Source organism: Stenotrophomonas sp. STEN063 (assembly GCF_056854515.1).
Genome location: NZ_JBXFWF010000028.1, coordinates 24,589 through 37,988 on the forward strand (window position 1 = coordinate 24,589; position 13,400 = coordinate 37,988).

Sequence of the window (13,400 nt, forward strand, 5' to 3'; positions counted from 1 at the left end):
TCAACCCTCCATCTGCTCGAGCGAACGACCCTTGGTCTCACGCACGAACTTGATAACAAAGAACACCGAGATCACCGCCGATACCAGGTAGATGCTGTACGTCGATGCCAGACCAATGCCGGCCAGCAGCATCGGGAAGGTCACCGTGACGATGAAGTTCGCCGTCCACTGCGCCGCACCGGCAACCGCCAGCGCCGAACCACGGATCTGGTTGGGGAACATCTCGCCCAGCATCACCCACATCACCGGGCCCCAGGACACGTTGAAAAACACCACGTAGGCATTGGCCGCGACCAGCGCCAGCGTGCCCATGTGGCCGGGCAGCTGCAGGTGGCCTTCCACCATCGAACCACTGGCGAAGGCGTAGACCACCAGTCCCAGCGATACCGCCATGCCGCTGGAGCCGATCCACAGCAGCGGCTTGCGACCGATCTTGTCGATCAGCAGCACGGTGACGATGCAGGCACCGATGCTGAGCGCACCGGACAGCACGTTGATCAGCAGCGCATCACTTTCCGAGAAGCCCACCGCCTGCCACAGCACCGCGCCGTAATAGAACACCACGTTGATGCCGACCAGCTGCTGGAACACCGCCAGACCAACACCCACCCAGACGATAGGGCGGATCTTGCGGGTGGCCTTGTCGACCAGATCCGACAGCTGCGGGCGGTGGTGGTCCTGCGACAACGACGCGTCGATCTCACCCAGCGTGGCCTGCGCCTGCTCGGCACCGAACAAACGGGTCAGCACGGCCAGTGCTTCATCCTTGCGGCGCTTGACCACCAGGAAGCGCGGGCTTTCCGGGATGAACAACAACAGCAGCAGGAACAGCAGCGACGGGATCGCCTGCATCCAGAACATCCAGCGCCATGCGGCCTGGCCGGCCCACAGCGGCTCGGTCGAGGCGCCAGCGGCCTTGGCCAGCAGGTAGTTGCTGAGGAAGGCGATGAACAGGCCGGAGATGATCGCGATCTGCTGCACCGTGGCCAGCCGACCGCGGTAACGCGCCGGTGCAACCTCGGCGATATAGGCCGGCGACATCACGCTGGCCGCACCCACCGCGAAACCACCGACCACGCGCGCGGCGATGAACACCAGCGAGCTGTGCGCACCGCCGGCACCCAGGGCCGACAGCAGGAACAGCACCGCCGAGATGATCAACACCGAGCGCCGGCCCAGCCGATCGGCCAGGCGGCCGGCGAAGAACGCGCCGATCGCACAGCCCAGCAGCATCGAGGCCACTTCAAAGCCCAGCTGTGCCTCGGTGGAACCAAAGGCCTGCTTCAGGCCATCGACGGTGCCGTTGATCACGCCACTGTCGAAACCGAACAGGAACCCGCCTATCGTCGCCACCACGCTGATCAATACGATCAGCGCGGTGTTTTCCTTGTTTGCTGCTGACTGCCCCATCCCCTCACCCTCTTTGTCTGGTTATGTCGTCGGCCTGGTGCTCAGCGCAGCAGGTATTGGTTGAGCAGGTTCTCGTAGCGCTCCTGCTTGCCGCTGGCCTGCAGCGGTTCGCCGTTGCCGGCCGCGAGCTTGGCCAGGTCGGCCAGGCCCAGCTTGCCGCTGGCGAAGTCCTTGCCGGCGCCGGCATCGAAGCTGGCGTAACGCTGTGCGCGCCACTGTTCCCACGGCGAATCATTGAGCAGGCCGTGGGCCACTTCCAGACCGCGTGCGAACGCATCCATGCCACCGATGTGGGCAATGAACAGGTCTTCCATGTCGGTGGATTCGCGGCGCGGCTTGGCATCGAAGTTCAGGCCGCCAACCAGGCCGCCCTGGCGCAGCACCACCAGCATCGCGCCGACGGTGTCGTACAGGTCGGTCGGGAACTGGTCGGTGTCCCAGCCGTTCTGCGCGTTGCCACGGTTGGCATCGATGCTGCCGAGCAGGCCGTGATCGGAGGCGACCTGCAGGTCGTGCTCGAAGGTGTGGCCGGACAGCGTGGCGTGGTTGGCCTCGATGTTGAGCATGAAGTCATCCTGCAGGCCATTGGCCTTGAGGAAGCCGGCGACGGTTGCCGAGTCGAAGTCGTACTGGTGCTTCATCGGCTCCATTGGCTTGGGTTCGATGAAGAACTTGCCGGTGAAGCCGATGCTGCGACCGTAGTCGCGCGCGGCGCTGAGGAAGCGTGCGAAGTGCTCGAGCTCGCGCTTCATGTTGGTGTTGTGCAGGCTGGCATACCCTTCGCGGCCACCCCAGAACACGAAATGCTCGCCGCCCAGTTCAACCGTGGCTTCCAGCGCGGCCTTGACCTGCACTGCGGCGCGGCTGACCACGTTGAAATCCGGGTTGGTCGCCGCGCCGTTCATGTAGCGCGGGTGCGAGAACAGGTTGGCAGTGCCCCACAGCAGCTTGGTGCCGGTCGCCTGCTGGCGTTGCTTGGCCAGCGCCACCACGTGCTTGAGATTCTTTTCGTAGGTGCCGATGTCATCGGCGTCCGGCGCCACGTCGACATCGTGGAAGCAGTAGTAAGGCACACCGAGCTTGGTGAAGAACTCGAACGCAGCATCGACCTTGGCCTCGGCGGTGGCCATGGCGTCGCCCTTCTCCCACGGGAAGCGGCGCGTGCCCGGGCCGAACGGATCGGCGCCGGCGTTGCAGAAGGTGTGCCAGTAGCAGGCGGCGAAGCGCAGGTGCTCGCGCATGCTCTTGCCACCGACCAGCTTGTCCGCGTCATAGACCTTGAACGCCAAGGGGTTGTCCGAGTCGCGACCCTCGAACGGGATCTGGCCGATGCCGGGGAAATACTCGGTGGCGCCGATGAAGGGCTGCTTGCTCATGGTGCGAATTCCTGTGTCGACAAACTACGGGGAAAGAATCAACCGCGGTACAGCGGCATGACGGCGTGCAGGTGTTGCAGGTAGCGCTGGTAGGCCAGCGCATAGGCCGCGCTGCGCGCGCCGTCGGGCGTGGCAGTGGCTGCGGCTTCGGGGGTTACATGGGCGGCCGCGAGTGTGGCCAGGGATGCGTCGTTGCCGGCGCTGCGCTGCAATGCCCACAGCGCCTGCAGGGCGGCACCGAATGCGGCGCCTTCGGACTGCTGCGGCACTTCCACCGGCAGGCCGAACACATCGGCGACCATCTGCCGCCAGGCAGCGCTGTTGCTGCCGCCACCGGTCAGCACGATGCGGTCGAAGCGCATGCCGGCGCCGACGAAGGCATCAAAGCCGTACTTCAGTGCATAGGTCGCCCCTTCCATCGCCGCGCGGTAGAAGTGCGAGGGATTCATGGTGGTGGCGTCCAGGCCAGCCAGCACACCCTTGCCCAGCGGCAGGTCGGGGGTGCGCTCGCCATTGAGGAAAGGCAGCATCACCAGCCCATCGGCGCCCGGTGTGGTCGCATTGATATGCGCATCGCCATCGCGACTGCTGAAACCGAACATGCGCGCCACCTGCTCGGTGACCACGGTGCAGTTCATCGTGCAGATCAGCGGCAACCAACCGCCGCTGGACGAACAGAATGCCGCCCATGCGCCACCGGCATCCACCACCGGCACATCGGAGCTGGCAAACAAGGTGCCCGACGTGCCCAGGCTCATCGCCAGCTTGCCCGGCGCAACGCAGCCGGTGCCAATCGCGGCCATCATGTTGTCACCGCCGCCTGCACCAACCTTCACCGTGGCCGGCAAGCCCAGGCGTGCTGCAGCCACGGGCGCGATATCAAACAGGGCATCGGCGTCCACCAGCGGCGGCAGGCAGGCAGCGAGATCACGGTTGGCGTCGGTCGCCTTCAGCAGTTCCGGCGACCACTGGCGCGTGCGCACATCCAGCCAGCCGGTGCCCGAGGCATCGCCGTGCTCGCAGTAGTACTGGCCGGTCAGCACGAAGTTCAGGTAGTCGTGCGGCAGCAGGATATGCGCCAGCTTTGCGTAGGCATCCGGCCGGTGTTTGGCCGTCCATGGCAGCTTGGAGGCGGTGTAGCCGGCAAGGATGGGGTTGCCGGCCAGTTCAATGCAGCGCTGCGCGCCGCCGGCCGCGTCCATGATCTGCGCGCATTCGGCGCTGCTGCTGGTGTCGCACCACAGCTTGGCCGGGGCCAGCACCTTGCCGTCCGCATCCAACGCGACGAAGCCATGCTGCTGGCCCGACACCGCCAGCGCCTGCACCTGCTGGCGCAGCTGCGGGTCGATGCGGGCGAAGCAATCCTCCATCGCCGCGACCCACGCTGCCGGATCCTGCTCGCGGCTGCCGTCATCGGCGCTGTGCAGCTGCAGCGGTGCGCTGGCCGTGGCCAGCAACTGCCGTTGCGCGGCGTCGTAGACCACGACTTTCAGGCTCTGCGTGCCCGCGTCGATACCGGCGACGATGCTCATGCCGCGCACCAACGGGAAGCAAGGTGACTCATGCAAGACTCCATTGACCGTCGTGCAGCTGCGCGGTGATGCGCTGGCCGGCACGCAGGTCCAGTTTCAGTTCGTGGGTTTGGTAAACGAGGTTGAAGGCGCCGCCGCGTTCGGCCAGCAGGCTGACCTGCTGCAGGCGGCCTGCGCTCCACTGCAGGTCGAGCACGCCGGCATTGCGCACACGCACGCCCTGCAAGGTGCCCTGCGCCAGTTCGGCCGGCAGCGCAGGCAGCAGGAACACCGCCCCGCCCCAGCTCTGCACCAGCATCTCGACGATGCCGGCGGCGCCACCGAAATTGCCGTCGATCTGGAACGGCGGATGTGCGTCGAACAGGTTTGGATAGCTGCGCTGCGGTGCCAGCAGCAGGCGCAGGATCTGCAGGCAACGCTGGCCTTCGCCCAGCCGCGCCCACAGGTTCAGGCGCCAGGCGATGCCCCAGCCGGTCGCTTCGTCACCGCGCAGTTCCAGGGTGCGGCGTGCGGCGGCGCTGAGCTCGGGTGTGTCGCGGCGGTTGATCTGGCTGGACGGGTGCAGGCCGTACAGATGCGAGACGTGGCGATGGTGCAGCTCCGGCGCCTGCATGTCCCAATCCTGCTGCCATTCCATCAGCTGGCCGGCGCGGCCGACCCGGTTCGGCGGCAGCTGCGCACGCAGCGTGTCCAGTTGTGCGGCGAAGGCGTGATCGGTATCGAGCAGGCGAGCGGCTTCGATGCACTGGCCGAACAGGTCGCGCAGCAACTGCGCATCCATGGTCGGCCCGGCGCAGATCGCCGCGCCGTGTGGATGCTGGTTCTCCGGTGAGATCGACGGCACCGTGACCTGGTGGCCGGTGTTCGGCTCGCGCTGCAGGCTGTTGACGAAGAACAGTGCCGCGCCCTTGAACAGCGGCCAGACCTGGCGCAGGTAAGCCGGGTCGCGGCCATAGTCCCAGCGGTCCCACAGCTGCTGCAGCAGCCATGCGCCACCGGTCGGCCACAGCGCCCACTGCGCGCCATCGGGCGGCGTGCTGACGCGCCACAAGTCGGTGTTGTTGTGCACCACCCAGCCATCGACGCCGTACATCTGCTGCGCGGTGAGCGCGCCGCTGCGGGCCAGTTCGCCGATCATCCGCTGCAAGGGCTCCACGCATTCGGGCAAGGCCGCCGCTTCGGCCGGCCAGTAGTTCATCTGCGTGTTGATGTTGAGCGTGTACTTGCTCTCCCACGGCGGGTCCATCAGATCGTTCCAGATGCCCTGCAGGTTGGCCGGCTGGGTGCCGGGACGCGAGCTGCAGATCAACAGGTAACGGGCATAGGCGTGGTACAGCGCGACCAGTGCCGGATCATCACCGCTGGCAAAAGCCGCGATGCGTTCGTCGGTAGGCTTTTCGGCGGCGCCAGTGCGGCCCAGGTCCAGACGCATGCGCCGATACAGGCGCTGGTGTTCGGCCAGGTGATCGGCGCGCAGCTGCGCGGCGCTTCTGCCTGCCGCCTTGGACAACTGTGCGGCGGTGATCGCTTCCGGATCGCCGCCGACGTCATCGAAGGCGCGGAAGCTGGTGGCGGCGACCAGTCGCAGTTCCAGCTCACGCACGCCGTCGAAGGCGATGTGATCGGTGTTGATACGCAGCTTGCCGCCAACGTGGCGTACCTGCACACGGAACGCAAAACGCAGCTTGCCGGGCACACCGTCGCGCGACACGTTGTGACCGCTGACCAGCCAACCATCGTCGGTGGCCGTCGTACTGGTTGCGTGCTCGTTGGCGGTGCGGATGAAGCCACCCATCGGCTCACCGTCTTCCACGGTGTAGCGCAACACCAGGCATTGATCGACCGGCGAGATGAACACCTCGCGGCGATGCAGGCCGGCACCGGCGCGGAACGTGGTGCGGGCAATGGCCGCATCCAGATCCAGCTCGCGGCGGTAATCGCTGATGCCTTCCAGGCGATGGAACTCCAGCCACAGGTTGCCCAGCGGCTGGTACGGCATCTGTTTGACCGGCCGCGAGATCAGCGTCTCGTTGGCCAGCGCCTCGGCGGCGGCATAGTCACCGGCGAAGACCAGCTCACGCACGCGCTGCACGCTGTCGCGCGCACGCGGGTTGACCGCGCTGTACGGGCCACCGGCGTAGAGCGTGTCTTCATTGAGTTGCAGGCGCTCGTTGGCGACGCCACCGAACACCATTGCACCAAGCCGGCCATTGCCCAGCGGCAAGGCCTCCACCCAGCTGCGCGCCGGCTGCCGGTACCACAGCAGGTCGGCGGCCGACGCCGCGGCTTCCGACGTCGCCGCCTGCAGCACGCCGGCCAGCGGCAGGTTGCCGACGGCCAACGCGGCCGCCGCGCCCTTGAACAGCGCACGGCGGCCGGGCTGTGCCAGCCCGGCGCTTTCAGTGGTCATCCCGACGACCGGGACAGGACCGTTTGCAGCGTTCATTCCGGCCCTCCCAGACTCAAATGTCCACCGGTTTCCATAATGCCGAACTTGGCTGTCGCTGTCAGCGGGCAGCCGGACGGGTGATGGCCTGCGCCTTGCCGTCGTAACGCACCACCACGTCGGCCTTGGGCTCCAGCGTGCCGATGCCGTCACGCGGGCCATCGACCCAGCGCACGCGCAGCTCGCGCTTGTCCTGCATGCCCGGGTAACTGCCCTCGCGCGCACCGATGCTCAGCACGCCCTTGGCCTGGTCCCACTGCAGCGCGATGCGGCTGGACTGGCCACGCTCGTAGCCATAGTTGCGGCCGTTGTCCTCGTACAGCGAGAAGCTGCCGTCAGCGCCGGTATAGACCTCGATGGTGACCGGTGCGTTGGGCTGCTCGTCGACGTACTGCTGGACCACGGTGCGCGGGACGATGGAGCCGGCACGCACGAACAGCGGGCTGCGCTCCAGCGGTGCGGCGGCGGTGATGGTCTGGCCACCGGCATGACGCTCGCCGGTGTTGAAGTCGATCCAGCTGGTGCCGGCCGGCAGGTAGACCTGGCGGCTGGTGGCCTTGAACTCGGTCACCGGCGCAACCAGGAAGGCCGGGCCGAACAGGTACTGGTCGGCGATGTCACGCACCTTGGGGTCGGCCGGGAAGTCCATCGCCATCGCGCGCAGGATGGTGCCGTCCTTCTGCCAGGTATCACCGGCCAGGGTGTAGATGTAAGGCAGCAGCGTGTAACGCAGCTTCAGGTAGTGGACGAAGCTGTTGTAGTGCGCCGAGCCTTCCGGGGCGATTTCCCAGATCTCGCGGTACGGGAACTGGCCGTGCAGGCGGAACACCGGTACGAAGGCGCCGTACTGGAACCAGCGCAGGCTCATCTCGCGCCACTCCGGCAGGTGCGCCGGGTCCTTGTCGATGAAGCGCTGCTCCGGCGAGAAGCCACCGATGTCGAAGCTGACGTTCGGTGCACCGGCCATCGAGGCATTGACCAGGCCGGAGATCTGCTCACGCATGTCGTCCCAGCGCGGCACGATGTCACCGCTCCAGAACGCCGCACCGGCGCGCTGCTGGCCGGCGAAGTAGGCACGCGAGAGGATGAACACGCGCTTGTCTGGATCGACCTCGCGCGAGCCTTCGTACACGCCTTCGGAATGCACAAGCGGATAGGAGTTGAAGTACTCCACCGAGGAACCGATCGCGGTCGGCGTGGTGCGTGCCTTGCGCTCACCGATGTCGATGTTGCTGTGCAGGTCCGGCTCGGAGGCGTCCAGCCACCAGGCATCGATGCCACGGCTGTTGAGCTTCTCGTTGACCTGCCGCCAGAAGATATCGCGGCCCTTCTGCGAGTAGGGGTCGTAGAAGGAATTCAGGTAGCCCTTGCCGATCCAGTCCAGCTCGCCGACTTCGACGTTGCGGTGGTACATGGCTCCGGCGGCGTCCAGTTCCTTGTAGTTGGCGGTGGTCGGGTAGAACTTCGGCCACACCGAAATCATGATCTGCGCGTTCTGGTCGTGCACGTGCTTGATCATGCCGGTCGGGTCGGGGAAGTTCTTGCTGTCGAAGTCGTGCGAGCCCCAGGCGTCTTCCGGCCAGTACGACCAGTCGAGCACGATGGCGTCGATCGGCAGCTTGCGGCGGCGGTACTCGTCCAGCGCACCGGTCAGCTCGTCCTGGGTCTTGTAGCGCTCGCGGCTCTGCCAGAAGCCATACGACCACTTCGGCAGCAGCACGGCCTTGCCGGTCAGTTCGCGGTAGCCAGCGATCAGTTCATCGGCATTGCTGCCGGCAACCACGTAGTAGTCGATCATCTGCCCGGCTTCGGACCAGATCGAAAGATCATTGGCCTCGGCGGCGGGCAGCGGGTCGCGATGCAGCAGCGCGATATAGGCCGGATCGATCGCGTCCCATTCCACCTTCACCTGGTGCTTCTGGCCCGGCTGCAGGTCCAGCGCGAACTCGTGGTGCCACGGGTTCCAGTTCTGGCGCCAGCGGTCGATCACCAGCTTGCCGTCGATGTAGACCTTGGCGTACTCGCTGTTGTACATCGAGAACGTGTGGCGACCGCCCTGCCTGGCTTCGATGGCGCCTTCCCACACCACCTGGGTACGGCCGCCCTGGGCCTTGTTCCAACCGTCGGCAGGCAGCGCCTTCAGGTCCTTGATGTACTGGTAGTTGATCTCGTTCTCGCGACGCACCACACGCTGCTGGCCATCGAACGAATAGGTCGCGGTGAATGCACCCGGCTTGCCCTGCGCGTCATAGACCACCAGGTCTTCCTGCAGCGGTCGCAGGCCCTTGGGATCGCCGTAACGGGTGATCGAGTTGTTGTCCCAGAGGATGCCGTAGTTGCGGCTGGAGATCAGGTAGGGAATGGCGTTGTCGATGTTGTGCTGGAGCAGTTCAACATCGCGGCCCTTGAGGTTCATCCAGCCCTGCTGGTGCAGGCCGGTGCCGTACAGCGCTTCGCCTTCGACCGAATCGAAGCGCTGGCGCACGCTGTACATCGGCTTGCCTTCAACCTGCTCGGCGCTGAAGTCGCGGGTTGCGCTTGACTCGGCCAGCAGCGGCTTGCCGGCGGCATCGAAGAAGCTGACGCGGCCATCGGCCAGGGCTACCTGCGCGGAGATACCCGCGGCCTTCAGGGTCACGGCGCTGGCGTCCTGGCTGAGCTCGAATGCCGGCACCGGCACACTGTTGGCCACCCGCATCAGGCTGGGGCTGCGCTGGAAATCACCATCCACGTCCGCGCTGACGCGCACGATGCGGTCGTCCACCAACTGCAGGCGCACATCGGCGGCCTTGGCATCGGCCGGGCGCACGATCACGCCATCGGCCTGGCGCTCCACGGTCTGTGCCGATGCGGCCAGCGGCGCCATGGCGGCGGCCACGGCCAGTGCCAGCAGGCTGGTGCGCAGCCGCGCGTGCTTGTTCTGCAACATCATTGGATCTCCCTCCGTTGGGGCGCCTGGCTGGCGCCTTGCTGTATGCGACTGCTCAGTACGTGGCCAGCTTCACCCGCAGCAACTGCGGTGCGCTGGAGAAATTGAGGCCGTAATCGGTCTGGTCACCGTTCCAGCGGCGGCGGAACTTCCACTCGCCGTCGACATAGGTGCCTTCATCCACCGAGTGGTAGATCTGCCGCTCGGCAACCGCCGGATCGGCCGCCACCAGGCTGATGCGCGCGTGCGCACCGGTGACCAGGAATTCATCCGCAGCCAACTGCACCACCAGCGCCCGGCCAATCGGCTCGGGATTGCCCGGCGGCTCGCCCTGGAACCAGAACTGCGGCACGCCATAGGTGATCACCGCGTTCCACTTGTCGTCGATCTTCAGGGTCTGCACGGCCTGCCCTGGCTGCTCGGCGGTGGCGCGGACCTTGCCCTCGAAGCTGGCCTTGGCGATCACCCCGGCAGCCGGCGCCACCAGCCGATAGTTGAGCGCGAACGGCTCCAGCGTCTCCGGGTTCATGGCCCGTGCGCCAAGTGGATAGTTGGAGTACTTGGAGTAGTCGATGCCGAACGGCGACCAGCCGATGGCCTGGTGACCCAACGCGGAGAAGAAGTAACGCGCGTACTCCTCGCGGTTGCCGGTCTCGGCGACGAACAGCGGATTGTCGGCGCGCGAATAGCGCTCCAGCACCGTGGTGTACATCGTGTACTCGGGCATGTAGATGTCCGGCGCCAACAGGTCGATGTTCGGCGCTGCTGCCTTGTACACGTCCAGCACGTTGTCGGTGGGGCCACCGCTGGCGTACTGCCCGGGCTGGCCCGGGTTGAACGGGCCGCGCAATGCTGCATTGACCAGCATCGGCAGGTTGTACTCGGCCTTGCCGGCAGCAGCCACTTGGTCAATGAAGTGGGCGATATGCCAGGCATGGAAGAACTCGTCGGCATCGGCCCCGAACACGTCGCGCCACGTCCCCGGCTGCTTGCCCAGCTTCTTCAGCAAGGCCTCGGGCACGGCTGCATCGAAATCCTTCTGCGCAAGCGGCGAGAAGTCACGCACGCTGCCATAGGTACCCGGCTCGTTCTGCGGCTGCACCATGATCACGGTGTGCTGCGGGTCCTTGGCCTTGAGGTGACGCATCAGCTGCACGAAGGCCTTGCGGTCGGCCTCCAGGGTTGCCGGTGCATGCGGCGACAACGAGTTGAGGGTGCGGCCGTCGGCGGTGATCACGCGCGGGAAGCGCTGGTTGTCCAGCTTCACCCACTCCGGCGCGTAGTTCGGGCCGTTGTTCTTCCAGGTGGCGAACCACAACAGGATCAACCGCACTTTCTTTTCGCGGGCCTGCTCCAGCAGGGTATCGACGAAGGAGAAATCGAACTCGCCCTCCTTGGCTTCCACCTGTTCCCAGCCCACCGGCACCATCACCGTGTTCGGCTTGAGGATGTCGATGGCCGGCCATACGTCGTCCAGCGCCTGCGGGTAGTTGCTGGAGTTGTTGACCTGCGCGCCAAGGATCAGGAACGGCTTGCCATCGACGAACAAGGCATGGCGACCATTCTCGGTGACCACGCGCGGCAGGTCCGCTGCAGTGGCCGCGGCCGCGGCCGCGGCTGCAGTCTTGGCTTCGCCACCTTGCGCAGCGGGTGCGTCCGGGTTGGCGCTGCCACAGGCAGCCAACAGCAATGCCATCGCGGTTGCGAGCAGGCCACCGGTGACCGGCGCGGAACGTCGGGACGTCAACTTCATGGTCGTTTCCTTTTGCTTCATGCAGGTAGTCCGCACGCTCATGGCCCGGTGCGGAAAGGCGACGCCGGCAAGCCGGTGGCACCTGTCAGGTTGGCGCCCTGCGCGGTATCGCTCCAGCCATAGCGCGCGGCCACCGGCGCCTGCACTGCGCTGCTCTGCAGGATCACCCGGTTGCCATCGATGCGGGCCTGCGCACGATGGAAATGCCCATCACTGCCGGCAACCTCAAAGCCCTTCAGTTCACCGCCACCGCCTACCTGCAACGGCGCAGCGCCCGCGTCGAAACGCAGCACCACGCTGCTGCCCTGCACGTCATGGCCGACATGGCTCGGGCCGGATGCAACGACCGCGCTGTCGCCATAAACCAACTTCCCTGCGGCGAGCGCCAGGCGATCGCCAACGGTGCGCTTGTTGCGCGGGTGGATGTCGTGCACATCGCCAACGTCGGTGATCACCACCTGGGCGGTGGCTGGCAGCGCCAGTGTCGTGCCCTGCGATTCACGCAGCAGGGCCCACGGGCTGTCGATGGCGACATCGTCGGCATCGCGCTTGTCCGCACCGGACGAGAACGGCGCCAGCTGCACCCACAGGAACGGCAGCGCAGGTGCCTTCCACTGTGCGCGCCATTGCGTGATCAACGCCGGGAACTGCTGCCGGTACTTCTGCGCCTGCGGCAAGGTATTGGCGTTGGATTCGCCCTGGTACCAGAGCACGCCACGCACGCCGTAATCCTGCAGTGGATGGATCATCGCGTTGTACAACAGGGTTGGATGCTGGTTCTTGTCGTCCACCAGCGCGACCTGCGCGCTCTCGACACGGAAGCTCCAGCCATCCAGCGCACGCGCGGCCGCGCCCTGCGGCTGCACGAACACTTCGCTGGCCTCGCCGTGGATGCCGCCACCGCCGCCGAAGTCCTGCACGCGCACGGCGACATGGTTGAGCCCGGCGTGCAATGCGGACGCGGGCACGCTGTAGCGACGCGCCAGGTTGTACTGCAGCTTGGTTTCGCCGACCTGCTGGCCGTTGACCCAGGTGGTATCACTGTCGTCGATGCGGCCCACGCCCAGGGTCACGCCCCTGGCAGCTTCATCGGCACTGAGGCGGAAGCTGGCGCGGTACCAGGCAACGCCGTCCATGCCATTCCAGCCCTGGCTTTCCCACAGGCCGGGCACGGTGATGGTGGTCCACTGCGCCGCATCGACATCGGCCTCATGCCAGTGGCTGGCATCGGCCGGCAGTTGCGGCCAGCGCGCAAGGTTGGCGTGGGTTACCTGCAGCGCCTTGGTGTCGGCCTCGCGCAGTGCAGCCGCCTGTGCGGCCAGCGCGGCGCTGTCCAGGCCCTGCGTTGCTGCATCACTCCAGGCTTCGATGGTGCTGCCGCCCCAGGTGCTGTCGATGATGCCGACCGCAACACCAGTGCGCGCACGCAGCTGTTGCGCGAAGTAATACGCTACTGCCGAAAAGTCGCCGGCGGTACGCGGCGTTGCCTGCCGCCAGTCGCCGCCAGTGAGCTGCCACTGCGGTGCGCCGGCCCACGACTTGGGGATCTTGAAATGGCGGATCAGCGGATCATTGGCAGCGGCGATCGCCGCCTCGGCGCCATCGGTCTGGGCCAGTGGCCATTCCATGTTGGACTGGCCCGAGGCCAGCCACACTTCACCGACGTAGACGTCACGCAACTGCTTTGGCGCAGCCTTGTCGTCGATGCTCAGCACATACGGGCCGCCAGCCGGCAACGCGGCCAACTGCGCGCGCCAGTTGCCGTCGGCAGCGGCCTTCACCGTCACCTGCCTGCCCGCGAAATCGATGCGTACCTGTGCACCCGGTGCAGCCTTGCCCCATACGGGCAAGGGCTGGTCACGCTGCAGCACCATGCCGTCGGCGAACACACGCGGCAGCTCCACTGCCTGTGCACTGCTGGCAAGCGCTGCCAGGCCCATCACTGCGAACAACG

Annotated in this window: 7 protein-coding genes; all 7 read right to left on the bottom strand. The window is 66.2% G+C overall.

Annotation, left to right across the window (positions count from 1 at the left end; all coding sequences use genetic code 11):
* Entirely contained in the window at positions 1-1,410 is a 1,410-nt protein-coding gene (locus AC1VWL_RS09540) for a sugar porter family MFS transporter (RefSeq protein ID WP_482986507.1), read from the bottom strand.
* A 41-nt stretch (positions 1,411-1,451) separates the two neighbouring features.
* Positions 1,452-2,786 (bottom strand): xylose isomerase, encoded by a 1,335-nt coding sequence (xylA, locus tag AC1VWL_RS09545; protein WP_482986508.1) that lies wholly within the window; start codon positions 2,784-2,786, stop codon positions 1,452-1,454.
* Positions 2,787-2,824: 38 nt separating this feature from the next.
* The gene (xylB, locus tag AC1VWL_RS09550) at positions 2,825-4,318 is read right to left on the bottom strand and encodes a xylulokinase (RefSeq protein WP_482986509.1); all 1,494 of its coding nucleotides are present in this window, start codon (positions 4,316-4,318) and stop codon (positions 2,825-2,827) included.
* A 28-nt stretch (positions 4,319-4,346) separates the two neighbouring features.
* Positions 4,347-6,728, bottom strand: coding sequence for a glycoside hydrolase family 95 protein (locus tag AC1VWL_RS09555; RefSeq protein WP_482986521.1), 2,382 nt, complete (start codon positions 6,726-6,728; stop codon positions 4,347-4,349).
* A gap of 97 nt (positions 6,729-6,825) precedes the next feature.
* A complete protein-coding gene (locus tag AC1VWL_RS09560) occupies positions 6,826-9,693 on the bottom strand; it encodes a TIM-barrel domain-containing protein (protein WP_482986510.1) in 2,868 nt (955 codons plus the stop codon).
* Between the two features lie 55 nt (positions 9,694-9,748).
* A complete protein-coding gene (locus tag AC1VWL_RS09565) occupies positions 9,749-11,446 on the bottom strand; it encodes a DUF5597 domain-containing protein (protein ID WP_482986511.1) in 1,698 nt (565 codons plus the stop codon).
* Between the two features lie 38 nt (positions 11,447-11,484).
* Entirely contained in the window at positions 11,485-13,386 is a 1,902-nt protein-coding gene (locus AC1VWL_RS09570) for a sialate O-acetylesterase (protein WP_482986522.1), read from the bottom strand.
* Between the last annotated feature and the right edge of the window lie 14 nt (positions 13,387-13,400).

What these genes read in the sequence shown, in the direction of transcription:
- AC1VWL_RS09540 (WP_482986507.1), bottom strand. Translation starts at nt 1,410, where the DNA reads ATGGGGCAGTCAGCAGCAAACAAGGAAAACACCGCGCTGATCGTATTG.
- xylA (WP_482986508.1), bottom strand. Translation starts at nt 2,786, where the DNA reads ATGAGCAAGCAGCCCTTCATCGGCGCCACCGAGTATTTCCCCGGCATC.
- xylB (WP_482986509.1), bottom strand. Translation starts at nt 4,318, where the DNA reads ATGAGCATCGTCGCCGGTATCGACGCGGGCACGCAGAGCCTGAAAGTC.
- AC1VWL_RS09555 (WP_482986521.1), bottom strand. Translation starts at nt 6,728, where the DNA reads ATGACCACTGAAAGCGCCGGGCTGGCACAGCCCGGCCGCCGTGCGCTG.
- AC1VWL_RS09560 (WP_482986510.1), bottom strand. Translation starts at nt 9,693, where the DNA reads ATGTTGCAGAACAAGCACGCGCGGCTGCGCACCAGCCTGCTGGCACTG.
- AC1VWL_RS09565 (WP_482986511.1), bottom strand. Translation starts at nt 11,446, where the DNA reads ATGAAGTTGACGTCCCGACGTTCCGCGCCGGTCACCGGTGGCCTGCTC.
- AC1VWL_RS09570 (WP_482986522.1), bottom strand. Translation starts at nt 13,386, where the DNA reads ATGGGCCTGGCAGCGCTTGCCAGCAGTGCACAGGCAGTGGAGCTGCCG.